Source organism: Sphingomonas sp. SP1, assembly GCF_058313395.1.
Genome location: NZ_JBZFLC010000001.1, coordinates 1,787,409 through 1,813,902, shown reverse-complemented (window position 1 = coordinate 1,813,902; position 26,494 = coordinate 1,787,409). Strand labels below are relative to the sequence as shown.

Sequence of the window (26,494 nt, the reverse complement as noted above, 5' to 3'; positions counted from 1 at the left end):
CAGGACGACCGCCCGGTCGGAGCGATAAGCAGGCTAGCGGTAGCAAACGGCCTTGGCGGCCGTCACCACGTCGGCCGCCTTGATCAGTGCCAGCTTTTCGAGGTTGGCTGCGTAAGGCAGCGGGACATCCTCGTTCGTCACCCGCATCACGGGCGCGTCCAGGTCGTCGAAGCCCTCCAGCATGCAGACTGCCATGATTTCCGACGAGATGGAGCAGGTCGGCCATCCTTCTTCGACCACTACAAGCCGATTGGTCTTGGCCAACGAGGTCAAAACCGTCTGCTTGTCGAGCGGACGGAGCGTGCGAAGGTCGATCACCTCGGCCTCGATCCCTTCGCCGGCCAGCGTCTGCGCGGCCTCCAGCGCTACGCCGACGCCGATCGAATAGCTGACCAGCGTGACATCCTTGCCGTCCCGCATGATCCGGGCCTTGCCGATCGGCAATACCCAGTCATCCACCTGCGGCACGTCGAACTGATGGCCGTAGAGCAGCTCATTCTCGAGGAAGACGACCGGGTCTTCCGATCGGATCGCCGCCTTGAGCAGGCCTTTGGCGTCCGCGCTGTCGTACGGAGCAATGACGACCAGGCCGGGCACGCTGGCATACCAGGGCCCATAATTCTGGCTGTGCTGCGCCGCGACCCGGCTTGCCGCCCCGTTCGGGCCGCGAAAAACGATCGGGCAGCGCATCTGGCCGCCGGACATGTAATTGGTCTTTGCGGCCGAGTTGATGATGTGGTCGATCGCCTGCATGGCGAAATTGAACGTCATGAACTCGATAATCGGCTTGAGGCCGCCCATCGCGGCGCCAGAGCCGAGGCCCGCGAAGCCATATTCGGTGATTGGAGTATCCACGACGCGCCGCGGGCCGAATTCGTCCAGCAAGCCTTGCGTAACCTTATAGGCGCCCTGATACTGAGCAACCTCCTCGCCCATGACGAACACGCGTTCGTCGCGGCGCATCTCCTCGGCCATGGCATCGCGCAGCGCTTCGCGCACCGAGGTCGGCTTCATCTCGGTGCCTGTTGGCACTTCGGGATCAATCGCGACCTTTGGGGCAAGCTGGGCAGTACCGGTGTCGGCTTTCTGCGTCGGGGCGTCGGTTTCGGTTTTCTGATCGGAAGGAGTAGGAGAAGCATCCCGCTGCCCTGAGCTTGTCGAAGGGCTACCCTTCCGCTCACCCGAGGTGGCGGTCGAGGACACGGCTTCGACAGGCTCGGCCTGGGCGGAGGAGGAAGAAGCACTCTCCCCCTCGCCTCCCATCATGGCGATTGCCGTGCCGACTTTCACGCCGTCCGTCCCTTCGGGCACCAGGATCTTGGCGATCACGCCTTCATCGACCGCCTCGAACTCCATGGTCGCCTTGTCGGTCTCGATCTCGGCAAGGATGTCGCCCGACTTTACCTCATCGCCTTCCTTGACCAGCCACTTGGCAAGAGTTCCCTCCTCCATGGTCGGAGACAGCGCCGGCATCTTGAGCTCGACCCCCATCAGTAGCTCTCCACCAGCACATCGGTGTGCAGTTCGGCGGCGTCCGGCTCGGGCGCTTCCTCGGCGAACTTTGCGGCTTGGACCACGATGTCCTTGATCTCCTTGTCGATGGCTTTCAGCTCATCCTCAGCCACACCCAGCTTCGCAAGTTCGGCCGCCGCGCGGGTGATCGGATCGCGATTTTCGCGATAATCCTGAACCTCCTCACGAGTACGATACTTTGCCGGATCGCTCATCGAGTGGCCGCGATAACGGTAGGTCTTGAGTTCCAGGATGATCGGTCCCTTGCCGCTGCGGGTCCATTCCAGTGCGACTTCGGCCGCACCGCGAACCGCCAGCACGTCCATTCCGTCGACCTGGATGCCCGGAATCTGGAAGCTCTCGCCCCGCTTGTAGAAATCGGGTTCGGACGCGGACCGCTCTACGCTCGTGCCCATGGCGTAATGGTTGTTCTCGATCGCATAGATGACCGGCAGCTTCCATAGCTCCGCCATGTTGAAGCTTTCGTAGACCTGTCCCTGGTTGGCCGCGCCGTCGCCGAAGTAGCTGAGGCATACGCCGCCATCACCCGAATATTGGTGCTTGAAGGCCAGACCCGTGCCCAGGCTGACCTGCGCCCCGACGATGCCGTGACCGCCGTAGAACCCATGCTCGACCGAGAACATGTGCATCGAGCCGCCCTTGCCTTTGCTGATCCCGGCCGCCCGACCCGTCAGCTCGGCCATGATCACCTTGGGATCGATGCCGTAAGCCAGCATGTGGCCATGATCGCGATAGCCGGTAATGACGCTGTCCTTGCCGACCGTCATCGCGCTCTGAAGCCCGACCGCCACCGCTTCCTGACCGATGTACAGGTGGCAGAACCCGCCGATCAGTCCCAGGCCGTATAATTGCCCGGCCCGCTCCTCGAAGCGGCGGATCAACATCATCTGCTTATAAAAGTCGAGCAACTCTTCCTTGCCGGCCTGGAACCGCTCCGGCTCACGCGGACGTTCGCGGTTGCTCAGCAGCGGCGCTGCCGGCGTGGCATGGGTGGAAGTCAGCTGAGCCGCTTCGAAAGCGGCCTTAGGCTTGGCGGAACGCGCCACGGCAAAACCTCGTTTCTTCAGGATCGGCGCTCCTATAGGACCGCCGGGCGAGACCGGCAATCAGGCTCGATCGATCATGAAGCCGCTTAGTCTTCCAGCGGGATGATGACCTCGTCCGGACGAACCAGGCCAAGGTCGCGACGAACAAGCTCGTCGGCCATGTCGGGATCGGCCTTGCGCGGATCGAGCAGGGCCGACCGGTGCTTCAACTGATCGCGTTCGGTCTCGAGCTTGGTCAGCTCGACCTTTCGTTCGGCGAGATCGCGATGGTAGCCGCCAAGAGCCAACAAGCCATTGGGCCCGGCGACCGCATGACCGGCGAACGTTCCAATGATCGCGAGCGCGAGCGCCGGAAGCGCTGCGCGTCGCATCAATTCCAGGCTCTTTTGTGCGCCCCTGCCCATGTTGGGACAGAATCAGAATTTGGGCGGGCGCGCAAGCGGTTGATCACGCCCACGCAACAAAAACCTCGCGCATTCGTCATCGTGGCAAGAAAAAGACCCCGGCAGCGCAAACCGCCGGGGTCAGTACATCCAAAGGGGTGTCCACCCTCGGAATTGGAAATTCTTTGCGTGCTCCGCCAGGATCTCGTCCGCGGGTGGACGGCCTTGATCTAGCCCCTGCCAGCTCTGGGAAACAGGGCCCTCGACAAATAACAATGTGCGTGCGACGCATCTGCCTCACCAAGCAAGATTATTCCAATATGGAGTTCTGGGACGAATGGATGCGACCGATCGCAAGATCCTGGCCATTCTGCAGCAGAATGCCGATCTGCCGGTGGCGGAGGTGGCGAGCGCTGTCGGACTGTCGCCTACGCCTTGCTGGCGCCGCATCCAGAAATTGCGGGCCGCCGGTGTGATCCAGCGAACCGTCGCGCTGCTGGATCCCAAGGCGATCGGCCTGGATCTGGACGTCGTCGTCGAGATCGAGGCGCGCGACCATAGTCCCGGGTGGCTCGAGCGCTTCACCACCATCGTTGCTGAGATGCCGGAGGTAATGGCCATCTACCGGATGGCAGGCGACATCGACTATCTACTCCGCGTCGCGGTCCGCGACATGGCCCATTTCGACGACTTCTATCGCCGGTTGATCGGTGCGGTTCCACTGAAGAACGTGACCAGTCATTTCGCCATGGAGCGCGTGAAGTTCACCACCGCATACCCCCTCGTCTAACGGCGTACACGCCCAACATTGCAATGGTTAACAACTGCTTGACCACAGCCGAACTATGTCCTTTCCTTCCCTCAGTCGATTCGTTGTGAGGGCACCTGTGCGCCTCCGCGTCGCGAGGAGGATGCCATATGAAGCCCGTCAAGCTGGACCTGCACGTCGAAGGCGATCTGCCGACTTACCAGGACGTGCGCTACCTCTCGCCAACGCAGACCGGAACGCTCGGTGGCAAGCCGATCGCAACGTTGGACGAGGCCGCGGCCAACCTCAATCGCACCGGCGCGATCTGGAAGGTCGGTCCACAGAACACGATCACGTACACATTCCTCGAAAAGGCGCCGACCGGCCAATACAACAATCCCAAGAATTATGACTTTCTTGGCGGCTATGTCGAAGGCTTCACGCCCTTTACTGCCGAGCAGCGCGCCACCGCCCGCGACTCTATTCAGCTGTGGGATGACTTGATCGCGCCCAAGTTCGTCGAAAAGAACGGCAAGGGCGCCGCGGATATCGTCTTCCTTAACACCAACACCGGCCCGGCGCAGGCATCCGCCTTCACGCCGTTCTACAATGGCGAGGGCAACGGCAAATTCTCCAAGATCCAGGGCGATGTGTTCGTCAACGGGGACGAAGGCAGCAACTTCGACCTGTCATACGGCGGCTATGGCCAGACGGCGCTGACCCACGAGATCGGCCACGCGATCGGCCTCAGCCATATCGGCGACTATAATTTCAGCGATGACGATGACGGCGACGGCCAGCCGGATCCGATTACCTACGCTGGCGACGCCTTCATCTTCCAGGACAGCTATCAATATTCCATCATGTCGTACTTCTCGCACGCCAACACCGGCGCGCGGGGCTATGTGAACTGGGCGACGGGCGGCTATTACCAGACGCCGCAGACCCCGATGATCCATGACATCGCCGCCGTTCAGAAGATGTATGGCGCCGACCTCACCACCCGCACCGGCGACACGGTCTATGGCTTCAATTCGACCGCCGACCGGGCAGTCTACGACTTCAAGGTCAACAAGAACCCGTTCCTGTCGATCTACGATGCGGGCGGCAACGACACGTTGGACCTCAGCGGGTTCACCGGCGGATCCGCGCTGCTCGACCTGCGGCCCGGTGCGTTCAGCACTGGCTACAACTATGGCAATGCGGCCGAGCTCAACAAGGTCTGGGGCGTCAATCTATCCCAAGCCACCTGGAACCTTATCTACGACGGCCGCACCGGCAACCCGGGGTTCCTGACCGAAAATATCGGCATCGCCTACAATACGGTCATTGAGAACGGTAAGACCGGGGCCGGCAATGACACGCTGCTCGGCAATGATGTCGGCAACCGCCTCGACGCGGGCGCCGGCAGCGACGTGCTGAATGGTGGCAAGGGCGACGATTTCCTGACCGGCGGTCTTGGCGCCGACCGCTTCGTCATCGCCGACACCGGCGGCCGCGACACCATCGTCGACTTCGCGGCTGGCGTCGACAAGCTGGACGTCAGCCTGTTCGATCCTAATGCCGCCGTCGGGGACCAGGCGATGCAATTCATCGGCAACGCGGCATTCAGCAACGTCGCCGGTCAGCTGCGCAGCTATGCCGAAAATGGCGTCAACTATGTTGCCGGCGACATCGACGGCGATGGCCGCGCCGACTTCACGGTCATCACCGGCAACGTGCTGCTTGGTTCCGGCGACTTCATCCTGTAACTGCAAGTTTGCGGGAGGGGCCCTCAGGCCCTTCCCGTCACTTCCAAAGCTGGAACGAGCGCAACAGGGCCGGCACATCCTTGCTTTGCTCGGGCCGCGACAAATGGCGCTCCGCCAGTTGCCAGCGGCTCCGCAGCCGGGCCTTTTGCCAGACGTCCGTCAGCCATAGTTCGCCAGACCAAGGTTCCCCGTCCAGCTCCGCCTGCATTTCCAGCTGGGTTCCGAAGACGATGGCAGCACCAAGCTGACGCGAATAAATGTCGCCGAAGCGGTATCCGCTGCAGCGGAACCGGCCCTTCGCAGCCTCCAGCCAGCTTTTCGCGTCCAGCAGCACGCTGGGCTTGGACCCCACGACCAAACGGAAGTTGCTCGACGTGAGCGCCTTCAAGGCCTTCGCATCTCCGGAAATCCAAGCCCGCATGAAGCGATTTTCGTTGGCTTCCACGAGTGACAGGTGATCGGCCATGACGCTTAGCCTGCGTAGGCTTTGAGCGCGCCTCGACCGGCGTAGATTGCCGCGTCGCCCAACTCTTCCTCGATCCGCAGCAACTGGTTGTACTTGGCCGTGCGATCGCTCCTCGCCAGGCTGCCCGTCTTGATCTGCCCGCAGGACAGAGCCACCGCCAGGTCGGCGATCGTCGAATCCTCCGTTTCTCCCGAGCGGTGGCTCATGACCGCGGTGTAGCCATTGGTCTGCGCAAGGCGGACCGCATTGATGGTTTCCGTCAGGCTTCCGATCTGATTGACCTTGACCAGGATGGAATTGGCGACCCCGTCGCGAATGCCGGCGCCAAGCCGCTTCTCGTTGGTCACAAACAGGTCGTCGCCAACCAGCTGAACCTTTTGGCCGAGGCGCTCGGTCAACGCTTTCCAACCCGTCATGTCGTCCTCGCCCATCCCGTCCTCGATCGACGCGATGGGGTAGTCGCGGGCCAGATCCTGGAGAAACCCAGCCATTTCCTCGGGCGACAGGCTCCGCCCCTCGCCGGTCATTTCGTAGCGACCGTCCCGGAAAAATTCGGTCGCGGCGCAGTCCAGCGCGATCAGGACATCGTCGCCCAGCCTGTATCCGGCCGCGTCCACAGCCTCGCCGATGTAGTCGAGGGCTGCTCGCGCCGATGCGATATTCGGCGCGAATCCCCCCTCGTCGCCGACCGCTGTCGACAGCCCGGCCCCGTGCAGCTTGCTTTTAAGCGCATGGAAGATTTCCGCGCCGCAACGCAGGGCTTCAGAAAAACTGTCCGCTCCCACCGGCATGACCATGAATTCCTGGAAGTCGATCGGATTATCCGCATGGGCTCCCCCATTCAGGATATTCATCATCGGCACCGGCAGCAGGTGGGCGCTGACCCCGCCGACGTAGCGGTACAATGGCAGGCCACGCGCATCCGCTGCGGCCTTCGCCACGGCCAAGGACACGCCCAGGATCGCATTGGCGCCAAGCTTGCCCTTGTTTTCGGTCCCGTCGAGAGCAATCAGCTCGGCATCGATATCGGCCTGGTCCTCGGCCTCGAAGCCAAGGATCGCCTCGGCGATCGGGCCGTTGACTGCCTCGACCGCTTTGCCGACGCCCTTGCCGCCCCAGCGCGTCTTGTCGCCGTCGCGAAGCTCGACGGCCTCATGGGCGCCTGTCGATGCGCCGGAAGGCACTGCGGCGCGGCCCATGCTGCCATCCTCCAGCGTGACGTCCACCTCCACCGTCGGATTTCCGCGGCTGTCGAGGATCTGGCGAGCGTGGACGTCGAGGATGGCGGTCATTGGGCGTGGCACCTTCAGGCGATTATCGTTACGCTGCTGCCCTGTATCGACGGGCTGCAGCGTGGGCAACATATGCGGCGAACAGTCGGAACGGGCGTGCGGCTCCCGGGTTCTATGGAGCAATCAGTAACCATGTAGGGAGAGTGCCACTATGGCCGACACCAAATTGCCTGAAGGCACAGACACCGTGATCGAAGGCGCCGGCAGCGGCGGAACGGGCGACCGCACCAGCGTCGCGGCGCGCAGCGGCACTGGCAACCAGGGCGGCGCGTCTTCGACCGCAACCAATGCCACCGGCGGGCGAACCAGCGTGACCGCGGGCGACAAGACCACCGACTCGCTCATCACCACCGGTAGCGACAGCGCTTCGGCAGCAACCTCTGCCGGGTCTGACGGCGCGGACGACGGTGAGAACAAATCCGGCATTCGCGGCCTGGTTTCCAACGCGACCACCAAGGCGCGGGACGAGGCCGCGACGCGCGCCCGCGGGTTCGTCGGTCAGGGCCTGACGTCCGGCTCGGCGACCCTCGGCAACATCGCCAACATCATCGAGGACACGGTCGAGCAGATCGGTGAGCGGCTCGGGCCGCAGTATGCCGACTACGCCCGGTCGGCGAGCCAGACGGTCAGCCGCTATGCCTCGACCCTTGAAAACAAGGATCCGGACGAGCTGGTGGACGACGCCCGCGACCTCATTCGGAAAAGCCCGGGCGTGGCACTTGCTGGTGCCGCCATTGTCGGCTTCGGCCTGGTACGCCTGATCAGGGCCGGAATCGAGGAGGGCCAGAATGGCGCCAGTAACCGTAAGGGCCGTCGGGCCAGCTAAGCCCGGCGACCCGGTTTTGAACGAGACCGAGACCATTCATGGCGAACCGGAGGGGGTCGGTGACCTGATCCATCGCCTGATCGAGGACGGCAAGGCCTATGCCCGGGCCGAGGTCAATTACTACAAGACCTTCGGCACGGAAAAGGCCAACGCGCTCAAGACCCCCGCCATCCTGGGGATCGTGGCGCTGTTGTTCGCCCACGCGGCGTTTCTGGCCCTGATCGCGACGTTGTTCGTGGGATTGGCCTCGCTGATGAGCGACACGCTCGCCGGCCTGTTGACGGTGGTAATCTGTCTCGGGGTCGCAGGCTTGCTCGGCTACCTCGCCTATTCGAAGCTGCAGGCCGCGACGGGAGCAAGGAAATGACGGACGCATCGGAAGTCCGGCTTTCGCGCGCCCGCGGTGAGGCCGACGCAGCAAAGGCGAGGCTGATGAGCACGGTCGAGGAAGCCAAAGCCCGGCTGGCGCCAGGCAAGCTTGCTTCCGACGCCGTGCAATCGGCCAAAAACAAGGGTATCGTCGCCGCCGATGGGGCGGTCGAAGCGGTCAAGGAACGACCCGGACTAGTTGCCGGAGTGACGACCGCCGCCGCCCTGTTCCTTGCTCGTCGGCCCCTATGGTCGGCAGTCTCAAAACTGTGGAGCAGCGATGGGCAGGACGATCTCGCAACCAGAACGACACGGCGCTCGCGCCCGCGCGAACGCGCATTGGAGAACAACGATGGCTAAGAATCAGAACAGCAACGATTATGACTATGAGACCCGGGGCGAGACTTCCGGCCGGTTCTCGAACCTCGGCGACACCGCATCGCAGCAGATCGACAACTCGCCGTTGATCGCACTTGGCGCCGGTGCGGCGCTCGGAGCGCTGATCGGTGCGGTCCTCCCGGCCAGCCGCAAGGAGCGTGAGCTGCTTGCTCCGTTGGGCGCCAAGCTCAATGAAGCTGGTAGCGGCGCGGTCGACCGGGCGCGCGACCTCGGCAAGCAGAAATTCGACGAGATGGCGGGCGATAAGGTCCGCGAATTCTTCGGATCGAGTTCGTCGTCGTCGGGTACGTCGAACACCTAAACCGCTTGTCCTGAGCGGAGCGCAGCGAAGTCGAAGGGCGTTGGCCGTTCCGCGATGCCCTTCGACTGCAACCCTGCGGACTTTCGCTCAGGACAATCGCTGTTCCGGTTTCCCCTCCCTCGACCCTATGCTAGGGGCGCCGCCCATGAGCAGACTTCACCTCGTGTTCGGCGGCCGCGTGCAAGACCCGCAGGGCCTAGAATTCACCGATCTCAAGAACATCGACATCGTTGGCTTGTTCGACAATTACGCCGACGCAGAAGACGCGTGGCGTGCCAGTGCGCAGCGCACGGTCGACGATGCCGAGATGAAGTATGTCGTGGTGCATCTCCACCGACTGCTCGAGCCGGACGTGAAGGCGCAGTAAGGTCGTCCAGGCGGTTACCGGGAGGTCAGTCGTCCCGAAGCGTCCAGTCCGCCAGCCTCACGCCCGACGATAACGCCACAGCAGCAATGGCCGCTGCAGCAGCAGTCCTGCAACAAAGCCACCGACATGGGCCGGGGTTGCCAACAAGACGCCCTGGGCGCCGGCTGCCCAACCGACCGCGATCTGCAGCACTGTCCAGGCTGCGGCGAGCCACAGGATGTGCACAAGGCGATTGAGCCGCGGATTCGCGCTGACCATCTTGGGCCGGCCAAAGCTGAGCGCATAAGCCCCGATGACGCCACTGATCGCTCCACTTGCGCCAATGACCGGCGCTAATCCCGCGGGATCGACCGACCATTGTGCAAGCGCGGAAACGACCGCGCTCACCAGATAAATGACAATCAGATTGACCGTTCCGAGTACGCGCTCGACCGCTACCCCACAAAGCAGCAGCATGATGATGTTGAAGAAAAGGTGCAGCAGGCCGCCGTGCACCAGGGTGCAGCTAAACGGCGTCAGCACGGCCGGTACCGCACCCTGAATCTCCAGCAGGCCGGAAAGCCGCGCCGGGATGAACCCCATCGCTCCAGCCGCCTGCCCCTCCAGGCCACCCAGCGTTATCAACAGGGTGACGAGGCTCGTCGCGGCAGCGATGACGAAGGTTGCGGACCGGAAGTTCACGTCAAACAAACTCCCGTCCGCCGCGAATGACTTCTACAGCCCGCGAACCTTCACCCAAAGGAGACTTCAGGCTCAAACGAACTCGATCGCCTCGATTTCGTAATAACGATCACCCGACGGCGTGGTCACTTCGACCTCCTCGCCGACCTGGCGGCCGATCAGCGCCCGGCCCAGCGGCGAATTGTAGCTGATCCGGCCGACCTTGGCGTCCGCTTCCTGCTGCCCGACCAGTTGATAGCGCACCTTCTTGTCATCCTGGTCGACCAGGTTGACCGTCGCGCCGAAGACCACCTTGTCGCCCGACAGGGTCGTGGGATCGATCACCAACGCGCGGCTCAGCCGGTCCTCGATGTCGGCGATACTCGCCTCGATCTGGCCCTGGCGCTCCTTGGCGGCATGATATTCGGCGTTCTCGGACAGATCGCCGTGCGCGCGAGCCTCCTCGATCGCCTCCACGATCTCCGGCCGCTCGGTCTTCAGCCGCTTCAGCTCGTCCTCAAGCTGACGATAGCCTTCGGCCAGCATCGGCACCTTTTCGCTCGCCATGTCCGCACGCGTCCTTTTTCAAATCGTTCAAACCCGCTCCACGCGCCGCCCTGCCGGGTCGGCGCTCAGTGGCGCAGGTTCATGGGAGGTTTATCTTTCGAGGGCGGAATAATAGGACTGCAGCGACCGGACTTCAAGCGAGCGGCCCTCGGTGGCGGCAATCGCCTTCGCCACCGCCAGGCTAGCGGCAACCGTCGTGAAGTACGGCACCTTGCGATTGAGCGCGGTCGCCCGGATCGACTGGCTGTCCTTCAGCGACTGCCAGCCTTCCGTGGTGTTGAAGATCAGGTCGACATCGCCATCCACGATCCGGTCCACGATGTGCGGCCGCCCCTGCGCGACCTTGTTGACCCGCTCGACCTCCAGCCCCTGGGCGAGCAGATGATCGCAGGTGCCGCCCGTCGCGATCAACCGGAAGCCCTGGTCGACCATGATCTTCACCGCGGGAATGATCGAATCCTTGTCGCTGTTCTTGACCGACACGAACAGCGTCCCGCTGGTCGGCAACACGACACCCGCACCGATCTGGGACTTGGCGAACGCCATCTCGAAATCGTCCGCGATTCCCATGACTTCGCCGGTGCTCTTCATTTCCGGTCCGAGCACCGGGTCGGTCCCGGGGAAGCGCGCAAAGGGGAACACCGATTCCTTGACGGCCGTGTAGTTGAGATCGCGGCGGATCGGGGGGAGGTCGGCCAGCTTCTCGCCAGCCATGACCCGCGCGGCGATCTTGGCCACCGGCAGTCCGATCGACTTGGCGGTGAACGGCACCGTCCGGCTGGCGCGCGGATTGACCTCGATCAGATAGACCTGCCCGTCCTTCACCGCATATTGCACGTTCATCAGCCCGCGAACCTTGAGCTCGAGCGCAAGCGCTTCCGTCTGGCGTTCGATCTCGGCCACGATTTCAGGCGGCAGGCTGTACGGCGGAATGGAGCAGGCGCTGTCGCCCGAGTGGACCCCGGCCTCTTCAATATGCTCGAGCACCCCAGCGACGACCACCTCGGTTCCGTCGCAGATGGCATCCACGTCCACCTCGACCGCATCGCGCAGATAACGGTCGATCAGGACCGGCGAGTTGCCCGACACCTCCACCGCCGTCGCGATATAGTTGTCGAGCTGGGCCGGGCCGTCCACCACCTCCATCGCCCGTCCGCCGAGCACATAAGATGGCCGCAGCAGCACCGGATAGCCGATCCGCTCTGCGACTATCAGCGCCTCGTCCCGACTGCGCGCAAGGCCATTCTCCGGCTGCTGCAGCTTCAATCGCGTGACCAGCGCCGCGAACCGTTCCCGGTCTTCGGCCAGGTCGATGCTGTCGGGCGAGGTGCCCAGGATCGGCACCCCCGCCGCCTGCAGCTCCGCCGCCAGCTTGAGCGGCGTCTGCCCGCCCAGCTGGACGATCACGCCAAGCAGCTCGCCCTTCTCCTGCTCGCGCCGGACGATCTCCAGCACGTCCTCGGCGGTCAGCGGTTCGAAATAGAGGCGGTCGGACGTGTCCGGGTCGGTCGAGACCGTCTCCGGGTTGCAGTTGACCATGATGACCTCATGCCCAACCCCATCGCGGCCCAACGCGAAGGCCGCGTGGCAGCAGCAATAGTCGAACTCGATCCCCTGCCCGATCCGGTTCGGTCCGCCGCCGAGGATCATCACCTTCTTGCGATCTGAAACCTCCGCCTCATCCTCCGGAACGTCGAACAACGGCGCTTCATAAGTCGAGTAAAGATAGGGCGTGGACGCGTCGAACTCGGCCGCGCAACTGTCGATCCGCTTGTAGACCGGGAACACGCCCAGCTTCTGCCGCAACTTGCGCACTTCGGACGCGGTGACCCCGCCGGTCATCGCCCGCATCGCCTCATGGACGATCCCGCCGCCGCTTGCCGCCACCGCCTCGCTCATGCCCCTGGGTGCGCCGATCGAGCGCAGCGACAATTGGCCAAGCCGAGCGTCGGAAAAGCCCATGCCTTTCAGCCGCCTCAGGCCCGCCGCGTCGTTCGGCAGCCCCAGCGCCCGCACCTGACCCTCGGCCCGAACGATCTCCGCCAGCCGCTCCAGGAACCAGGGGTCGAACCCGGCCAGCTGGTGGATCCGCTCGACCGTGAAGCCGTGCCGCAGCGCCTCCGCCGCGACCAGCAGCCGGTCGGGCGTCGGCGAGGACAGCGCCGCCTCGATCTGTTCGGCCGACGCATGTTCCAGGTGCCGCACCCGGTCGAGCCCGCACAGTCCGATCTCCAGCCCGCGCAACGCCTTCTGCAGGCTCTCCGCGAAAGACCGCCCGATCGCCATCACCTCGCCCACCGACTTCATCGCGGTGGTCAGCGTGCCGCTCGCGCCCTTGAACTTCTCGAAGGTGAAGCGCGGGATCTTGGTGACCACATAATCGATCGTCGGCTCGAAGCTGGCCGGCGTCGCACCGCCGGTGATATCGTTGGCGATCTCGTCCAGCGTGTAGCCGACCGCCAGCTTGGCCGCGACCTTGGCGATGGGGAAGCCGGTTGCCTTGCTCGCCAGCGCCGACGAGCGCGAGACACGCGGGTTCATTTCGATCACCAGCATCCGCCCGGTCTTGGGATCGACTGCGAACTGGACGTTGGAACCGCCTGTTTCAACACCGATTTCCCGCAGCACTGCGATGCTGGCGGAGCGCATCCGTTGATATTCCTTGTCGGTCAGCGTCAGCGCCGGGGCGACGGTGATCGAGTCCCCGGTGTGCACCCCCATCGGGTCCACATTCTCGATCGAGCAGATGATGATGGCATTGTCCGCCCGGTCGCGGACCACCTCCATCTCATACTCCTTCCAGCCGACGACGCTCTCGTCGATCAACACCTCGGTCGTGGGCGAGGCTTCGAGGCCGGAGCGGACGATGGCGACATATTCGTCGCGGTTGTAGGCAATGCCGCCGCCCGTCCCGCCCAGTGTGAAGCTCGGCCGGATGACCGCCGGCAGCCCGACCGTGTCGAGCGCCGCCATCGCTTCCTCGACCGAGTGGACCACGGCGGACTTGGGGCTCTCCAGCCCGATCGCGTCCATCGCGTCGCGGAACTTCTGCCGGTCCTCCGCCTTCTCGATCGCCGCCGCATTGGCCCCGATCAACTCCACCCCGAGCCGGTCGAGCGTCCCGTCCTTGAAGAGCGACAGCGCCGTGTTCAGCGCCGTCTGCCCGCCCATCGTCGGCAGCAGCGCATCCGGCCGCTCCGCATCGATGATCTTGGCCACGATTTCCGGCGTGATCGGCTCGATATAAGTCGCATGCGCAAGCTCCGGATCGGTCATGATCGTCGCCGGGTTGGAGTTGACCACGATCACGCGATAGCCCTCGGCCTTCAGCGCCTTCACCGCCTGGCTGCCCGAATAATCGAACTCCGCCGCCTGGCCGATGACGATCGGGCCGGCGCCGATGATGAGGATGGAGGAGATGTCGGTGCGGCGGGGCATCTAGATTGGCTGCTTGAAATAGTATTCAGTGAGAGTGTCTTCGCCTTTCGGAGCAGCTTCGGAAAGCGCTAGCACTAACTCCCAACCTTGACCCCCGAGATCGTTCAAACCCTCCTCAAGCGTTCGGGCCTGCATGCCAGGCCTGTCCCATCCTTCAATGCTCCAGTACTGGGCAACCAGGTATTTGAACTTCATCGATTTTCGCCCTCCTTAATGATCCGCAAACTAAACCTGAGAGCAACTGAACCCAGACGAACCCGACTTAGGTGCGAATTAGAAGTGGCTCTCTCCAAGCCGCTTCAGCTGTTCGAAGGCTTCTCCGGTAAGTCGCAGTGACTGAGAGAGTTTGTCGGGCATCTCCCGATTGCTTGACCCATAGGTGTCGATCTGAATGAACTTTTCACCATTCAACTCGACTGCGCGAATTACGCCAGAGCACTCCGTGTGACCCACTCGTGAGTTCTGGTTTTCGATCGAAAAGCGCTTCACGACTGCCATCTCTTAGCCTTTCATCATCCCCACAAACCGCTCGAACACATAGAAGCTGTCCTGTGGCCCCGGGCTGGCCTCCGGGTGATACTGAACGCTGAACGCAGGTCGGTCGACCAGCTCGATCCCGCAGTTCGAGCCATCGAACAGCGACACATGCGTTTCGCGGACGCTGTTCGGCAGGCCATCGCGCTCGACCGCGAAGCCGTGGTTCATGGCTGTGATCTCGACCGCGCCGTCGGCCATCCTTTTGACCGGGTGGTTCGCCCCGCGATGCCCCTGGAACATCTTGCTCGTCTTTCCGCCGACCGCCAGCGCCAGTAACTGATGGCCAAGACAGATGCCGAACAGCGGCTTGCCCGTATCCAGCATCGCCCTAATCACCGGAATGGCATACTCCCCCGTCGCCGCCGGATCGCCGGGGCCGTTCGACAGGAAGAAGCCGTCCGGATCGTGGCTCATCACCTCCTCGAACGAGGCGGTCGCGGGCAGGATCGTCACCCGCGCGCCGGCCTCGACCAAATTGCGGAAGATGTTGCGCTTGGAGCCATAATCGATCGCGACGACGTGCGGCCGCTGCGGCTCGCCCAGCGCGTGAGGCAGGGGAGAGTCGCCATAGCCGATCTCCAGGTCCCACTTGCCGCCTGACCAATGCTCGACCTGCTCGCGGCTGACGTCACGGGCAAGGTCCATGCCCTCCAGCCCCGGCCACTCCGCCGCCATCTTCTGCAAGGCCGAAACATCGAACTGACCGTCCGCCCGGTGCGCGATGACCACATGCGGCGGGCCCTCCTTGCGGACCAGCCGGGTCAGCGCGCGCGTGTCGAGCCCGGCGATCCCGATCCGCTCATGCCTCTTCATCCATTCGGGAAAGTCGACCTGGCTGCGAAAGTTGGACGGCGAGGTCACCGCCTCCCGGACGATGCACCCCAGCGCGTGCGGGTCGTCCGCCTCCACGTCCTCGTCGTTCGCGCCGACGTTGCCGATGTGGGGAAAGGTGAACGCCACCACCTGCCGCGCATAGCTGGGGTCGGTCATCACCTCCTGATAACCGGTCATGGCCGTGTTGAAGCACAGCTCCCCCACCGCCTCGCCCTCGGCCCCGAACCCCTGCCCCCAGGCGATGCGCCCGTCGGCGAACACCAACGCCCCCGTCGCACCTGGAGGAGGCGCAGGCGTGGGCGAAGGACTGGCCATCGGGTGGAGGCTCCTGACAAGCGTGTTGCGGCGATGTCGCTAAGAGCCCCGGCTAGGCCCATCTTCCGCCTCGGTCAACGGCTGGTCAGGCTCGCGTCTTGGCATTAGGGCTGGCCGTTTCCGCTTCGAGACGAGTGTGATGATCCGAGACGATATCAAGACCGCGCTGGTGACCGCCATGAAGGGCGGGGACAAGGCCTCCACCGGCACCATCCGCCTGATCCAGAGCGCCATCAAGAACCGCGATATCGAAGCTCGCACCGGCAAGGCGCCGGACGACGACGACATGCTGGTCACCGAAGTGCTGCAGAAGATGATCAAGCAGCGCCGCGAATCGGTCGACCTTTACCGCAAGGGCGGCCGCGAGGAGCTGGCCGCCACCGAGGAGGCCGAGATCGCCGTCATCGAACGCTTCCTGCCGCAGCAGTTGAGCGAAGACGAGGCGAGAGCCGCGATCCAGGCGATCATCGCGGAGACGGGCGCGTCGAGCATGAAGGACATGGGCCGGGTCATGGCGCTGGTGAAGGAACGCCATGCCACCAGCATTGAGCCGGCCCGGGCCAGCGGGCTGGTGCGGGGATTGCTGGGCTAGACTCCGCGGACGAGAACGAGAAAGCTGAGATACGGAAACGCTCGTCCTGAGCGGAGCGAAGCGAAGTCGAAGGGCGCCGGCAAAAGGCTATGCAGTTCTGGGTGTATCTGCTGCGCTGCTCGGACGGGTCATACTACGCTGGGCACACGGACAGGATCGAGCAAAGGGTCGGCGAGCACAATGCGGGCTTTGGCAGCGACTGGACGAGCCGACGGCGTCCCGTAATTCTTGTCTGGTGCGAAGCGCTTCCGACCCGCGATGAAGCGTTCATGTTCGAGCGCCGCCTTAAAGGTTGGACCCGGGCAAAAAAGGAGGCATTGATCGAGCGAGATTGGGCGCGCGTCAGCGAACTAGCTTGTTCCAGCGAAAAGCGCGAACGACTCGCTCCCCCTGAGCGGAGCGAAGCGAAGTCGAAGGGCGACTCTCCGCAGGAAGAGTGTAGCGCCCTTCGACTACGCGCTTCGCGCTCCGCTCAGGACGAGCGTGAAGATTTTTCAGGTGGGTACAGATGACCCTCTCTCCCGCCTTCCTCGACGAACTCCGCGCCCGCACTTTGCTCTCGTCCGTCATCGCGCCGCACGCCAAACTCACCAAGGCGGGCCGCGAATGGAAGGCCTGTTGCCCGTTCCACAACGAAAAGACGCCGTCCTTCTACGTCAATGACGAGAAGGGATTTTACCACTGCTTCGGCTGCCAGGCGCACGGCGACGCCATTCGCTTCCTGACCGACAATCGCGGCCTGCCGTTCATGGATGCGGTGAAGGAGCTTGCCGCCAAGGCCGGGATGGAGGTGCCCGCCTCCGACCCGCGAACTCGTGAAAAGGCCGAGCGCGCCTCCACCCTCCACGACGTCATGGCCGCCGCGCAAGCCTGGTTCACCGAACAACTCAATGGCCTCGATGGGGCGGGCGCCCGCGATTACCTGCAGCAGCGCGGAATCGGCGCCGCCACCGCTCAGCGCTTCGGTCTCGGCCTCGCACCTCAGGGGCGAACGCGCCTCAAGGAAGCGCTCAAGGACCAGGGCGGGGACAAGCTGCTCGACTGCGGTCTGTTGATCAAACCGGACGAGGGCGAGACCTATGACCGATTCCGCGGCCGGCTGATGATCCCGATCCGTGACCGCCGAGGCCGTGTGATCGGCTTCGGGGGCCGGATCCTCGGCGGGGGCGAACCGAAGTATCTGAACTCCCCGGAGACGGTTCTGTTCGACAAGGGCCGGACGCTTTACAACATCGACCGCGCCTCCCCCGCCAGCCGCCAGACCAACCGGGTGATCGTGGTCGAGGGCTACATGGACGTGATCGCCCTCGACCGTGCCGGGATTGCAGAAGCGGTCGCCCCCAACGGGACCGCTCTGACGGAAGCACAGCTCGAATTGCTGTGGCGCATGACGCCTGCGCCGATCCTTTGCTTCGACGGCGACGGCGCCGGCCAGCGCGCCGCCATTCGCGCCGCCCTGCGCGCCCTGCCCCATCTCGGTCCGGAGCGAACGCTTCGCTTCGTCTCGCTTCCCGAAGGTCAGGATCCCGACGACCTTGTCCGCGCCGGCGGTCCTCAGGCACTCGAAGCCGTCCTCCAGACCGCAGAACCGATGGTGGACAAGCTATGGGGCTACGAACGCGACGTTTCCCCACTCGCGACGCCCGAGGAACGCGCCGGGCTCAAACAGCGCCTGCTCCAGCACGCCGCCGCCATCGGTGACCGTTCGCTGTCTAAACTCTATCGCGACGAATGGCTGACCCGCTTCGACGCGCTCACCTCTCGCCAGCGACCGGCATTCCAACAAGGCAAGCAACGGCGCGGCCAGTGGATCAAGGGCAAGGGCTTCGTGCCCCCCGAACCACCCGCCAGCGGCGCCGCCCGGGCCATTGGATCGACGGGCATCGAACGCCCGCTCGCCCGCGCCGTGCTGACCGGCCTGGCCTTGTATCCGCAGGCGATCGCCGGCCACGCCGAGCAGCTGGCCTCCCTGCGTTTTCCCGATGGCGAGGCAGCCGCTTTGCGTGACCGGTTGCTGGATGCGGCCTACTCGGGCCAGGAACTTGATCGCGAGGGCGTTGCCACCATATTGCGAAATGCCGGGGCCGCATCTCTCCTTCAATCGGGGCGGCGCGGCAACGGCATGAGCTTCACCTTCACACGGCCCGACAGCGAACCAGAACGCGCACAGCGCGATCTGGAGGTCGCGATCGAGACCTTGAGTGCCCAGGCAGAGATCGCCGCGGCGCTCCGGGCGGCCACCGAACGGCTGAAGCTTGGCGACGAGAGCGCGTTCGACGAGCAACACCGGCTGCACGCCGCGCGCATGGAAACAAACGAACGTCTGGCGCAACTTGCCGCCAGCGACTAGACGGCGCGACGATGGCGAAGACTGAAGCAACCGAAACCGAAATGCCCGAGGGCGGTGACGAGCCGCTGCTCGATCTCAACGACGCTTCGATCAAGAAGATGATGGCGCGCGCCGAAAAGCGCGGCACCATCACGATCGATGAGATCAACGCGGCAATCCCGGCCGACCAGAACGAGATGATCGAGGACATCATGTCGCGCCTGTCCGAGCGCGGCGTGACGGTGGTCGAAAATCCCGAGGACTCCGACGACGAGGACCAGCAGGACGAGCCGGAGGCCGAAGAGGTCGATCCCCTCGACGACGGCGGTCCGCGCCCGGCGGCTGCCGTCAAGAAGGAAGCGGTCGACCGCACCGACGACCCCGTCCGCATGTACTTGCGGGAGATGGGGGCCGTGGAGCTCCTCTCTCGCGAGGGCGAAATCGCAATCGCCAAGCGGATCGAAGCCGGCCGCGACACCATGATCTGGGGCTTGTGTGAAAGCCCGATCACCTTCAACGCCATCATCGATTGGTCGACCGCCCTCAACGAAGGCCGCATGCAGCTGCGTGAGATCCTGGATCTCGAAGCCATGCTGTCCAAGGGGCCGACCGCTGAGCAGATCAACGCCTCGGAAGAAGAAGGCGACGGCGATGGCGAGATCAGCGCTGCCGCCGCCGGCCCGACCATCAAGGAAGAGGAAGAGCCGGAGGAGGAACCCGCCGCGTCCGACGAGGACGACGACATGGTCGACCGCCGCACGCCCAAGCCGGCGGAGGAAGAGGAAGAGGACAACACCCTCAGCCTCGCCCAGATGGAGGAACAGCTCAAGCCGATGGCGCTTGAGAAGTTTGCCGGCATCACCGCGCTCTACAAGAAATTCGCCAAGCTTCAGCAGGCGCGGCTCGACGCCATGGGCTCAGGCGCAGGCTATCCTCCGGCCGAAGAGAAGAAATACCAGAAGCTCTCCGAACAGCTCACCGCCGAGGTGGAGAGCGTCCAGTTCCACGGCTCAAAGATCGAATATCTCGTCGAGCAGCTCTACAGCTACAACCGCCGCTTGACCGCGTTGGGCGGCCAGATGCTGCGCCTCGCCGAGCGCCACCGCGTCCCCCGCAAGGCGTTCCTCGACAGCTACATGGGGCGTGAGCTCGACGACGGCTGGCTCGACAGCGTCTCCGGCACCGACAAGAAATGGGCCGCCTTCGCCACCTCAGAGCGCGACACGATCGACCGTATCCGCGGCGAAATGGCCGAGATCGCGCAGGCCACCGGCATGAACCTGGCCGAGTTCCGCAAAATCGTGAACCAGGTCCAGAAGGCCGAGCGCGAAGCCCGCATCGCCAAGAAGGAAATGGTCGAGGCCAATTTGCGCCTCGTCATCTCCATCGCCAAGAAATACACCAACCGCGGCCTGCAGTTCCTGGACCTCATCCAGGAAGGCAACATCGGTCTGATGAAGGCGGTCGACAAGTTTGAGTATCGCCGCGGCTACAAATTCTCGACCTACGCCACCTGGTGGATCCGCCAAGCGATCACCCGCTCGATCGCCGACCAGGCCCGCACCATCCGCATTCCGGTGCACATGATCGAGACCATCAACAAGCTGGTCCGCACCTCCCGCCAGTTTCTCCACGAAACCGGCCGCGAGCCAACGCCCGAGGAACTTGCCGAGCGCCTTTCCATGCCCTTGGAAAAGGTCCGCAAGGTGATGAAGATCGCCAAGGAGCCGATCAGCCTCGAAACCCCGATCGGCGACGAGGAAGACAGCCACCTGGGCGACTTTATCGAGGACAAGAACGCGGTCATCCCGGTTGACGCCGCGATCCAGGCCAACCTCAAGGAAACCGTCACCCGGGTCCTCGCGAGCCTCACCCCGCGCGAGGAACGCGTGCTGCGCATGCGCTTCGGCATCGGCATGAACACCGATCACACGCTGGAAGAGGTCGGCCAGCAGTTCAGCGTCACCCGCGAACGCATCCGCCAGATCGAGGCCAAGGCCCTGCGGAAGCTGAAGCATCCCAGCCGCTCGCGAAAGATGCGGAGTTTCCTGGATCAGTAATCGCGCGCAGCTAGGCTGGGGAACCGGGGCTTACAGACGAAAAAAGGGCCGACCCGAAGGCCGGCCCTTCCCCTCGCTCAGAGAGCTTGGGTGATTAATCGCAGCGCAGGTTGCCGCGGGTGATCGCCTGGCCCAGCGCCGCGCCGATCGCGCCGCCGGCGATGGTGCGAAGGGTGGTCGAACCGCCGATGTTCAGCTGATTGCCCAGCAGCGCACCGACACCCGCACCGACGATCAGGCCGGTCGTGCCGTCACCGCGACGACAGTAATAGCGACCGTTCTGACCGCGATAGATGCGGTCGTTGTAGCTCAGGCGACGGTCGGGGTAGTAGCTGCCGCTGCGATAGTAACGGTCCGCATAGTAGCGGCGCTGGCCCGGCTCATAACGATTGTAGTCGTAGCGGTTGTACTGGCGATAATCCCGCGCCTGCGCCCGGCGGAGCTCACGGCGGCATTCGCGCAGTTCCTGGCGGTACTCCTTGCGGCTGTCCGCCCGGCGCAGTTCGCGATTACACTCGCGGACCTCGCGGTTGTAATTGCGCGACTGAGCCTCCGCCGGGGTGGCGACCGCCATCGGGACTGCAAGCACGGCCGCTCCGGCGGCAAGAATGATCGGCTTCATGCATATTCTCCTGCAAATGACCCCATAAAGAGACCATGTGCCGGATTAACCCGCGCTGGCAGCGCTGGGTTGCGTGAACGCAAAACAACGTTCGGTTGCCGACTGTTCAGCTAATCATGAGAGCGTCGCGATCACCGGTGTTGAATGACCTCCTCCCCGCGAGAGACGTAAGCAGAAGCCGCGCACGCGCTACTTGGCGCTGATCAGATCGCCACGTTCCTGGTGCGGCTCCCCCGGAACGGCCTCGGCCGGATCGCTGCCGACTTCGATCAGCTGGTTCTCCGAATTGACGTGCACGACCTTCGGCTTGACAGTGCGCGCTTCCTCGTCCGTCATCAGGCCATAAGCGATCAGGATAACCAGGTCGCCAGGGTGCACCAGGCGAGCGGCAGCGCCGTTGATGCCGATGACACCGCTGCCGCGCTGCCCCGGGATGACATAGGTTTCCAGCCGGGCGCCATTGCTGATGTCGACAATCGCCACCCGCTCGCCCGGCAACAGGTCCGCCGCGTCCAGCAGGTCTTCATCGACCGTGACCGAGCCCACATAATGAAGGTCGGCCTGCGTGACCGTCGCCCGGTGAATCTTGGACTTCAGCATGGTGCGCATCATGCGCTCGCCTTTACTCCTTTTCGCACTCGCAGCAAATCATCGGGGCATACGTCCCAATACGGCACGGATCGTAATCTGTCCGAACGACTCCTTACCGGCGCATCAACCCCCTCTTTACGCCGACCGCTTACGTCTCTCCGCCAACTACTGTCGGGATCAGGACAGAGCAGGTGAAGGAGCAGGCATGGCGGGATCTCAAATGGCGGAACGGATGGCGAGCCCCAGCGCGGCAAGCGCGCATGCGGCGCGGATGTCCGCCGCCGGGAGCGCAGGCCATCCCTACGTCCAGGATCTCGCCGTTCTTCACGATGCCAGCACGGGCCGCGATCTCGACGATTTGGTGCATCTGATCGGCCATCTGTACGCCGGACTGCCGTCGCTGCTTGACCTGGCGCTTGGCCAATGCCCCGCCGGACCCGTGCGAGAGTGGCTTGCGGAAGCTGCCGCCGCTTTCGATCGCGAGCGGCAATTGCTGGTCCGTCTCGTCTCGGCCGTTGGTCCCGCGCCGTCCACTCCGGGTCATGCGGAGACCGAGGCCGCGATCATGGCCCAGCGTCATGCACTGGAAACTCTCGCCCGGTCCGAACGGGCCGGCTGCCCGCTTGGCGCCGCTACCGCCCTTCTCAGTGACTGGCGCGACATCCGTCCCCTGCTGGAACGCGCTGCAGCCCGCGTCGGCGTGTCCGTTCCCCCTGCCGAGCTTCCGGGCGAATCCGAAATCGCCGAGGTGCTGGCACTCGCCGCGGAGGGGATCGGACCCGACCGCGCGATCCGATTCGGCGCGGAACAGCTTCTGCTCCAGCACCGGGCATTGTTCGACCTGCTCGAAGCGCGCTCCGAAGCCCGCGAGGACTATTAAACGGCGCGCCGCCGCGATAACTGCGGGGGATGCGCTTCGAAGGCACCTCCGATTACGTCGCAACGCCCGACCTGAAGGTCGCGGTCAATGCCGCCGTCACCCTCCGCCGCCCCCTGCTGGTGAAGGGTGAGCCCGGGACTGGAAAGACCGTCCTCGCCCACGAGATCGCCGCCGCTCTCGGCGCGCCGCTGATCGAATGGCATGTGAAATCCACCACCAAAGCCCACCAGGGCCTCTACGAATATGATGCGGTGGCGCGGCTCCGCGACGGCCAACTCGGCGACGAGCGGGTCCACGATATCCGCAACTACATCAAGCGCGGCAAGCTATGGGACGCCTTTACCTCGCCCAAGCTCCCCGTCCTGCTGATCGACGAGATCGACAAGGCTGATATCGAATTCCCGAACGATCTTCTCCAGGAGCTCGATCGGATGGAATTCCACGTCTACGAGACCGGCGAAACGGTCAAGGCGGCCGAGCGCCCGGTGGTCGTGATCACTTCCAATAACGAAAAGGAGCTTCCCGACGCCTTCCTGCGCCGCTGCTTCTTCCACTACATCGCCTTTCCCGACCGGACGACGATGGAGAGGATCGTGGACGTTCACTTCCCCGGCATCCAGAAAATCCTGGTCGGGAAGGCGCTCGACATCTTCTACGACGTGCGCGAAGTGCCCGGCCTCAAGAAAAAGCCGTCTACCAGTGAGTTGCTGGACTGGCTGAAGCTGCTGCTGCACGAGGACTTGCCGCTGGACGTGCTGCAGGATCGCGATCCGACCAAGGCGATTCCGCCTTTGCACGGCGCGCTGATCAAGAACGAAGCCGACGTGATGCTGTTCGAACGCCTCGCCTTCATGGCCCGCCGCAAGGGCTAGGCTTACTCGTCGCGGTAGGCGAGTTCGAAATTACCCCAGCGCCGGCCGTTCACGTAAAGCGGCACGAAGACGTTCTTCACCGGGATGCTCTTGTCGCCAAGCTCCATCCGATAGGTCATCAGCATGGCTGGCTTGTCGCTTTCGATGGCGGCCCGGGTCTGTTCGTCCATGAATATGCGGCGATTGCGGCAGTTTGCATCGTTCCATACCGGATCGTCACCGGGGGTCTGACACCGCTCGGATAGATGGGTAGGCAGATAGCCGTCGACGTTGGTGATGGCCGAACCGATGACCCGCGCGTCCTTCAGCTTGAACCGATCCAGAATCGGCCGGATGTGCTCGTCCGAAAAGTCGCAGAAGCGATTGTCGTACTGGACGGGATTGCGACCCGGGATCGGTACGTAAGCCCGGTCGAACACGTCATCCATCGTGATCTCGCCGGCCAGGATCCCGCGCTCGGTAGCCTCGGCGATGGCCCGCATCGCGTCTTGAGCAATCACGATCATCGGCGTGTCGTCGATCTCTGCGCCCGAGTTTGCCAGCGTGTCGAGCATGGTATTCGACATCATCTCCAGCTTGGTCAGCCGCTTCTGCGCCTTGACCAACGCGCCGCCGTTTTCCCGGGCGTCGGCCGCGAAGTCGGTCAGGCTCGCCTTTACCCGGTCGACGCTGGTCTGGATCATGCTGGTCGAGTGGGCGATGCCCTCGGTCTGGCGATCGACCATCCCGACGATTTCCGACACCTCGCGGACGGTGTCGCCGATCTGGCCGAAGCCGACTTGCGCGGCCCGGCTCCGTTCGACGCCGGTCCGGATTTCGGTCGTGACCGCACCCGCCTCTCGGGTCAGTTCACCAATGGTGAGCGCGATCTGGCTGGTGGCCGAGCGCGTGTCGTGCGCCAGCTTCTTCACCTCGGCCGCGACCACCGCGAAACTGCGCCCCGCATCGCCGGCCCGAGCCGCCTCGATCGTTGCGTTCAGCGCCAGCATGTTGGTCTTGCGGGCGATCGCTTCGATGGTGGAGCTGACGGTCTGGACCTGGTTCATGGCAGTCGCGAAACCGGCCATGCGCTCGCCCAACTGGACTACGAGTTCGGTCAGGCCCTTGAAGCCTGCGATGGTGTCCTCGATCGCGGCCCGGCCGGCATCGAGCTTGGCGCGGGCCTGCTCGGAAAGAAGACGGGCCTCGTCGGTCGAATCGGCAACCCGCGCCTGGTCGCCCAGAAGCCGGGTAGTGACCTCCTCCAGCAGGTCGAGCGTTTTCAGGTTGTCCGAAATTCGTTCGGACACATCCTGCACATAACCGGCGACGTCCGAGCATTCGATCGACAGCGATCCACAGTCTCGGGCCACCGCACGGACCGCGTTCTCCGTGACTTCCTCGATACCTGCCGTAGCCATCGGTGCGATTAACTCCCCACTTCGATTGCGTCCGATGTGGCAGCAAGCTCCTACTCTTTCGTTAACCAGCCACCCCCGCTAAGCCTTCGCCCATGTTCATCTCCTTCGTCGAAGCGCTCCGCCGCGGCGGCATTCCGGCCTCGCTGAAAGAGCATTTGCTGCTTCTCGAAGCGATGGACGCGGAGGTGATCGGCCGATCGCCGGAGGAGTTCTATTACCTCGCCCGCTCGGTCTTTGTTCATGACGAAACCCAGCTCGATCGCTTCGATCGGATTTTCGGCGAGGTCTTCAAAGGAGTAATCGGCGAAGGCGCGGACCTCACCGCCCAGATCCCCGAAGAGTGGCTGAAGCTGGTTGCCGAAATATATCTCAGTCCGGAGGAGATGGAACAGATCAAGTCCCTCGGCTCGTGGGAGGAGATCATGGAGACGCTCAGAAAGCGGCTTGAGGAACAGGACGAACGTCACGCCGGCGGGAGTAAATGGATCGGTACTGGCGGCACCTCACCGTTCGGACATGGTGGTTACAATCCTGAGGGCGTCCGTATCGGTGGTCCCGGCCGTCACGGACGGGCGTTGAAGATATGGGAAAAGCGCGAGTTCAAGGACCTCGACGACACCCGCGAGCTCGGCACCCGCAACATCAAGGTCGCACTCCGCCGCCTGCGCCGCTTCGCCCGCGAAGGCGCCGCGGACGAACTGGACCTGGACGCCACCATCGACGGAACGGCACGACGGGGATGGCTCGACATTCAGATGCGGCCGGAACGGCACAACGCGGTCAAGCTTTTGCTGTTTCTCGACATCGGCGGATCGATGGACGGGCACGTCAAGCAAGCGGAGGAGCTTTTCAGCGCCTGCCGCACTGAGTTCAAGCACCTGGAACATTTCTATTTCCATAACTGCATCTACGAAGGCGTGTGGAAGGAGAACCGCCGTCGCTTCACCGACCGGACGCCGACCTGGGACATTCTCCATAAATTCGGGCACGACCATAAGCTGGTGATCGTTGGCGACGCCGCCATGAGCCCGTACGAGGTCACCCACGCCGGCGGCTCGATCGAGCATATGAACGAGGAATCCGGCGCCATATGGCTCAAGCGCCTGACCGACACCTATCCGTCCGCCGCCTGGATCAATCCGACGCCGGAGGCCTATTGGGGCCACTCCGCGTCGACCAGCATCCTGCGCAAGCTCATGAACGACCGGATGTACGCCCTCACTCTTGAAGGGTTGGACGAGGCCATGCGGGAACTCAGCCGCAAGAGATAGCCGCCGGCCCATCGTTTGCGCACTGGCGTGTTCCTGATAGTCTCC

Annotated in this window: 27 protein-coding genes; 14 read left to right on the top strand and 13 right to left on the bottom strand. The window is 63.7% G+C overall.

The genetic code is table 11. The features are described from left to right. Positions 1 to 33: 33 nt before the first annotated feature. The 3 genes from AC4GYS_RS09150 to AC4GYS_RS09140 form a co-directional block, all read right to left on the bottom strand. Complete coding sequence (locus AC4GYS_RS09150; RefSeq protein WP_491108775.1) at positions 34 to 1,491, bottom strand: pyruvate dehydrogenase complex E1 component subunit beta; 1,458 nt, start codon at positions 1,489 to 1,491, stop codon at positions 34 to 36. After that, complete coding sequence (gene pdhA, locus AC4GYS_RS09145) at positions 1,491 to 2,534, bottom strand: pyruvate dehydrogenase (acetyl-transferring) E1 component subunit alpha (protein ID WP_491109393.1); 1,044 nt, start codon at positions 2,532 to 2,534, stop codon at positions 1,491 to 1,493. The genes AC4GYS_RS09150 and pdhA overlap by 1 nt, the downstream gene beginning before the upstream one ends. A gap of 131 nt (positions 2,535 to 2,665) precedes the next feature. Further along, the gene (locus AC4GYS_RS09140) at positions 2,666 to 2,983 is read right to left on the bottom strand and encodes an FtsB family cell division protein (protein WP_491108774.1); all 318 of its coding nucleotides are present in this window, start codon (positions 2,981 to 2,983) and stop codon (positions 2,666 to 2,668) included. A gap of 316 nt (positions 2,984 to 3,299) precedes the next feature. On the opposite strand from AC4GYS_RS09140, the gene AC4GYS_RS09135 reads away from it, so the two are divergent. Then, entirely contained in the window at positions 3,300 to 3,752 is a 453-nt protein-coding gene (locus tag AC4GYS_RS09135) for an Lrp/AsnC family transcriptional regulator (protein WP_491108773.1), read from the top strand. A gap of 128 nt (positions 3,753 to 3,880) precedes the next feature. Further along, entirely contained in the window at positions 3,881 to 5,461 is a 1,581-nt protein-coding gene (locus AC4GYS_RS09130; protein ID WP_491108772.1) for a M10 family metallopeptidase C-terminal domain-containing protein, read from the top strand. Positions 5,462 to 5,498: 37 nt separating this feature from the next. On the opposite strand, the gene AC4GYS_RS09125 is transcribed toward AC4GYS_RS09130, so the two are convergent. Together AC4GYS_RS09125 and eno are read right to left on the bottom strand one after the other, a co-directional pair. After that, complete coding sequence (locus AC4GYS_RS09125; RefSeq protein WP_491108771.1) at positions 5,499 to 5,927, bottom strand: nuclear transport factor 2 family protein; 429 nt, start codon at positions 5,925 to 5,927, stop codon at positions 5,499 to 5,501. Positions 5,928 to 5,932: 5 nt separating this feature from the next. Beyond that, positions 5,933 to 7,219 (bottom strand): phosphopyruvate hydratase, encoded by a 1,287-nt coding sequence (eno, locus tag AC4GYS_RS09120; RefSeq protein ID WP_491108770.1) that lies wholly within the window; start codon positions 7,217 to 7,219, stop codon positions 5,933 to 5,935. 151 nt (positions 7,220 to 7,370) lie between these two features. Here eno and AC4GYS_RS09115 point away from each other — a divergent pair, with 151 nt between their 5' ends. From AC4GYS_RS09115 to AC4GYS_RS09095, 5 genes are all read left to right on the top strand, one after another. Beyond that, complete coding sequence (locus AC4GYS_RS09115) at positions 7,371 to 8,045, top strand: hypothetical protein (protein ID WP_491108769.1); 675 nt, start codon at positions 7,371 to 7,373, stop codon at positions 8,043 to 8,045. Next, positions 8,008 to 8,412, top strand: coding sequence for a phage holin family protein (locus AC4GYS_RS09110; protein ID WP_491108768.1), 405 nt, complete (start codon positions 8,008 to 8,010; stop codon positions 8,410 to 8,412). Before AC4GYS_RS09115 ends, AC4GYS_RS09110 begins: the two co-directional genes overlap by 38 nt. Then, entirely contained in the window at positions 8,409 to 8,774 is a 366-nt protein-coding gene (locus AC4GYS_RS09105; protein ID WP_491108767.1) for a DUF3618 domain-containing protein, read from the top strand. The genes AC4GYS_RS09110 and AC4GYS_RS09105 overlap by 4 nt, the downstream gene beginning before the upstream one ends. After that, entirely contained in the window at positions 8,767 to 9,114 is a 348-nt protein-coding gene (locus tag AC4GYS_RS09100) for a hypothetical protein (protein WP_491108766.1), read from the top strand. The genes AC4GYS_RS09105 and AC4GYS_RS09100 overlap by 8 nt, the downstream gene beginning before the upstream one ends. Before the next feature lie 145 nt (positions 9,115 to 9,259). Beyond that, a complete protein-coding gene (locus AC4GYS_RS09095) occupies positions 9,260 to 9,481 on the top strand; it encodes a DUF4170 domain-containing protein (protein WP_491108765.1) in 222 nt (73 codons plus the stop codon). A 57-nt stretch (positions 9,482 to 9,538) separates the two neighbouring features. On the opposite strand, the gene AC4GYS_RS09090 is transcribed toward AC4GYS_RS09095, so the two are convergent. The 5 genes from AC4GYS_RS09090 to carA form a co-directional block, all read right to left on the bottom strand. After that, positions 9,539 to 10,162, bottom strand: a complete 624-nt coding sequence (locus AC4GYS_RS09090; RefSeq protein WP_491108764.1) for a rhomboid family intramembrane serine protease — start codon at positions 10,160 to 10,162, stop codon at positions 9,539 to 9,541. A 72-nt stretch (positions 10,163 to 10,234) separates the two neighbouring features. Continuing rightward, positions 10,235 to 10,708: a transcription elongation factor GreA gene (greA, locus tag AC4GYS_RS09085; RefSeq protein ID WP_491108763.1), complete on the bottom strand. Its 474-nt coding sequence runs from the start codon at positions 10,706 to 10,708 to the stop codon at positions 10,235 to 10,237. A 90-nt stretch (positions 10,709 to 10,798) separates the two neighbouring features. Continuing rightward, positions 10,799 to 14,146 carry a carbamoyl-phosphate synthase large subunit gene (gene carB, locus AC4GYS_RS09080; RefSeq protein ID WP_491108762.1) on the bottom strand — a complete coding sequence of 1,116 codons (3,348 nt, stop codon included), beginning with the start codon at positions 14,144 to 14,146 and terminating at the stop codon, positions 10,799 to 10,801. After that, complete coding sequence (locus tag AC4GYS_RS09075; RefSeq protein ID WP_491108760.1) at positions 14,147 to 14,341, bottom strand: hypothetical protein; 195 nt, start codon at positions 14,339 to 14,341, stop codon at positions 14,147 to 14,149. Positions 14,342 to 14,647: 306 nt separating this feature from the next. Then, complete coding sequence (gene carA, locus AC4GYS_RS09070) at positions 14,648 to 15,832, bottom strand: glutamine-hydrolyzing carbamoyl-phosphate synthase small subunit (RefSeq protein WP_491108759.1); 1,185 nt, start codon at positions 15,830 to 15,832, stop codon at positions 14,648 to 14,650. Between the two features lie 139 nt (positions 15,833 to 15,971). On the opposite strand from carA, the gene AC4GYS_RS09065 reads away from it, so the two are divergent. From AC4GYS_RS09065 to rpoD, 4 genes are all read left to right on the top strand, one after another. Beyond that, complete coding sequence (locus tag AC4GYS_RS09065) at positions 15,972 to 16,424, top strand: GatB/YqeY domain-containing protein (RefSeq protein WP_491108758.1); 453 nt, start codon at positions 15,972 to 15,974, stop codon at positions 16,422 to 16,424. Positions 16,425 to 16,513: 89 nt separating this feature from the next. Beyond that, complete coding sequence (locus tag AC4GYS_RS09060) at positions 16,514 to 16,936, top strand: GIY-YIG nuclease family protein (RefSeq protein ID WP_491108757.1); 423 nt, start codon at positions 16,514 to 16,516, stop codon at positions 16,934 to 16,936. Continuing rightward, positions 16,933 to 18,774 carry a DNA primase gene (gene dnaG / locus AC4GYS_RS09055; RefSeq protein ID WP_491108756.1) on the top strand — a complete coding sequence of 614 codons (1,842 nt, stop codon included), beginning with the start codon at positions 16,933 to 16,935 and terminating at the stop codon, positions 18,772 to 18,774. The genes AC4GYS_RS09060 and dnaG overlap by 4 nt, the downstream gene beginning before the upstream one ends. Positions 18,775 to 18,785: 11 nt before the next feature. Further along, complete coding sequence (gene rpoD, locus AC4GYS_RS09050; RefSeq protein WP_491108755.1) at positions 18,786 to 20,813, top strand: RNA polymerase sigma factor RpoD; 2,028 nt, start codon at positions 18,786 to 18,788, stop codon at positions 20,811 to 20,813. 94 nt (positions 20,814 to 20,907) lie between these two features. Here the strand turns inward: rpoD and AC4GYS_RS09045 are convergent, their stop codons facing one another. Both AC4GYS_RS09045 and panD read right to left on the bottom strand, forming a co-directional pair. After that, positions 20,908 to 21,435, bottom strand: a complete 528-nt coding sequence (locus AC4GYS_RS09045) for a glycine zipper 2TM domain-containing protein (protein ID WP_491108754.1) — start codon at positions 21,433 to 21,435, stop codon at positions 20,908 to 20,910. A 189-nt stretch (positions 21,436 to 21,624) separates the two neighbouring features. Continuing rightward, positions 21,625 to 22,047: an aspartate 1-decarboxylase gene (panD, locus tag AC4GYS_RS09040; protein WP_491108753.1), complete on the bottom strand. Its 423-nt coding sequence runs from the start codon at positions 22,045 to 22,047 to the stop codon at positions 21,625 to 21,627. 184 nt (positions 22,048 to 22,231) lie between these two features. Between panD and AC4GYS_RS09035 the strand changes: the two genes are divergently transcribed. Together AC4GYS_RS09035 and AC4GYS_RS09030 are read left to right on the top strand one after the other, a co-directional pair. Next, a complete protein-coding gene (locus tag AC4GYS_RS09035) occupies positions 22,232 to 22,906 on the top strand; it encodes a DUF6975 family protein (RefSeq protein WP_491108752.1) in 675 nt (224 codons plus the stop codon). A 29-nt stretch (positions 22,907 to 22,935) separates the two neighbouring features. Then, on the top strand, positions 22,936 to 23,778 hold the full coding sequence (locus AC4GYS_RS09030; RefSeq protein WP_491108751.1) for an AAA family ATPase: 843 nt from the start codon (positions 22,936 to 22,938) through the stop codon (positions 23,776 to 23,778). A 2-nt stretch (positions 23,779 to 23,780) separates the two neighbouring features. Here AC4GYS_RS09030 and AC4GYS_RS09025 read toward each other — a convergent pair whose 3' ends face one another. Next, a complete protein-coding gene (locus AC4GYS_RS09025) occupies positions 23,781 to 25,178 on the bottom strand; it encodes a methyl-accepting chemotaxis protein (RefSeq protein WP_491108750.1) in 1,398 nt (465 codons plus the stop codon). Positions 25,179 to 25,270: 92 nt separating this feature from the next. Here AC4GYS_RS09025 and AC4GYS_RS09020 point away from each other — a divergent pair, with 92 nt between their 5' ends. Further along, the gene (locus AC4GYS_RS09020) at positions 25,271 to 26,449 is read left to right on the top strand and encodes a vWA domain-containing protein (RefSeq protein WP_491108749.1); all 1,179 of its coding nucleotides are present in this window, start codon (positions 25,271 to 25,273) and stop codon (positions 26,447 to 26,449) included. Positions 26,450 to 26,494: the final 45 nt, after the last annotated feature.

Excerpts from the sequence above, each read along its gene's own strand:
- AC4GYS_RS09035 (WP_491108752.1), top strand. The coding sequence starts at position 22,232 with ATGGCGGGATCTCAAATGGCGGAACGGATGGCGAGCCCCAGCGCGGCA.
- AC4GYS_RS09125 (WP_491108771.1), bottom strand. The coding sequence starts at position 5,927 with ATGGCCGATCACCTGTCACTCGTGGAAGCCAACGAAAATCGCTTCATG.
- carB (WP_491108762.1), bottom strand. The coding sequence starts at position 14,146 with ATGCCCCGCCGCACCGACATCTCCTCCATCCTCATCATCGGCGCCGGC.
- AC4GYS_RS09095 (WP_491108765.1), top strand. The coding sequence starts at position 9,260 with ATGAGCAGACTTCACCTCGTGTTCGGCGGCCGCGTGCAAGACCCGCAG.
- AC4GYS_RS09020 (WP_491108749.1), top strand. The coding sequence starts at position 25,271 with ATGTTCATCTCCTTCGTCGAAGCGCTCCGCCGCGGCGGCATTCCGGCC.
- AC4GYS_RS09075 (WP_491108760.1), bottom strand. The coding sequence starts at position 14,341 with ATGAAGTTCAAATACCTGGTTGCCCAGTACTGGAGCATTGAAGGATGG.
- eno (WP_491108770.1), bottom strand. The coding sequence starts at position 7,219 with ATGACCGCCATCCTCGACGTCCACGCTCGCCAGATCCTCGACAGCCGC.
- rpoD (WP_491108755.1), top strand. The coding sequence starts at position 18,786 with ATGGCGAAGACTGAAGCAACCGAAACCGAAATGCCCGAGGGCGGTGAC.
- greA (WP_491108763.1), bottom strand. The coding sequence starts at position 10,708 with ATGGCGAGCGAAAAGGTGCCGATGCTGGCCGAAGGCTATCGTCAGCTT.
- AC4GYS_RS09065 (WP_491108758.1), top strand. The coding sequence starts at position 15,972 with ATGATCCGAGACGATATCAAGACCGCGCTGGTGACCGCCATGAAGGGC.
- AC4GYS_RS09060 (WP_491108757.1), top strand. The coding sequence starts at position 16,514 with ATGCAGTTCTGGGTGTATCTGCTGCGCTGCTCGGACGGGTCATACTAC.
- dnaG (WP_491108756.1), top strand. The coding sequence starts at position 16,933 with ATGACCCTCTCTCCCGCCTTCCTCGACGAACTCCGCGCCCGCACTTTG.
- AC4GYS_RS09130 (WP_491108772.1), top strand. The coding sequence starts at position 3,881 with ATGAAGCCCGTCAAGCTGGACCTGCACGTCGAAGGCGATCTGCCGACT.
- AC4GYS_RS09140 (WP_491108774.1), bottom strand. The coding sequence starts at position 2,983 with ATGGGCAGGGGCGCACAAAAGAGCCTGGAATTGATGCGACGCGCAGCG.
- AC4GYS_RS09025 (WP_491108750.1), bottom strand. The coding sequence starts at position 25,178 with ATGGCTACGGCAGGTATCGAGGAAGTCACGGAGAACGCGGTCCGTGCG.
- AC4GYS_RS09045 (WP_491108754.1), bottom strand. The coding sequence starts at position 21,435 with ATGAAGCCGATCATTCTTGCCGCCGGAGCGGCCGTGCTTGCAGTCCCG.
- AC4GYS_RS09100 (WP_491108766.1), top strand. The coding sequence starts at position 8,767 with ATGGCTAAGAATCAGAACAGCAACGATTATGACTATGAGACCCGGGGC.
- carA (WP_491108759.1), bottom strand. The coding sequence starts at position 15,832 with ATGGCCAGTCCTTCGCCCACGCCTGCGCCTCCTCCAGGTGCGACGGGG.
- AC4GYS_RS09135 (WP_491108773.1), top strand. The coding sequence starts at position 3,300 with ATGGATGCGACCGATCGCAAGATCCTGGCCATTCTGCAGCAGAATGCC.
- panD (WP_491108753.1), bottom strand. The coding sequence starts at position 22,047 with ATGATGCGCACCATGCTGAAGTCCAAGATTCACCGGGCGACGGTCACG.
- AC4GYS_RS09105 (WP_491108767.1), top strand. The coding sequence starts at position 8,409 with ATGACGGACGCATCGGAAGTCCGGCTTTCGCGCGCCCGCGGTGAGGCC.
- AC4GYS_RS09110 (WP_491108768.1), top strand. The coding sequence starts at position 8,008 with ATGGCGCCAGTAACCGTAAGGGCCGTCGGGCCAGCTAAGCCCGGCGAC.
- AC4GYS_RS09115 (WP_491108769.1), top strand. The coding sequence starts at position 7,371 with ATGGCCGACACCAAATTGCCTGAAGGCACAGACACCGTGATCGAAGGC.
- AC4GYS_RS09150 (WP_491108775.1), bottom strand. The coding sequence starts at position 1,491 with ATGGGGGTCGAGCTCAAGATGCCGGCGCTGTCTCCGACCATGGAGGAG.
- AC4GYS_RS09030 (WP_491108751.1), top strand. The coding sequence starts at position 22,936 with ATGCGCTTCGAAGGCACCTCCGATTACGTCGCAACGCCCGACCTGAAG.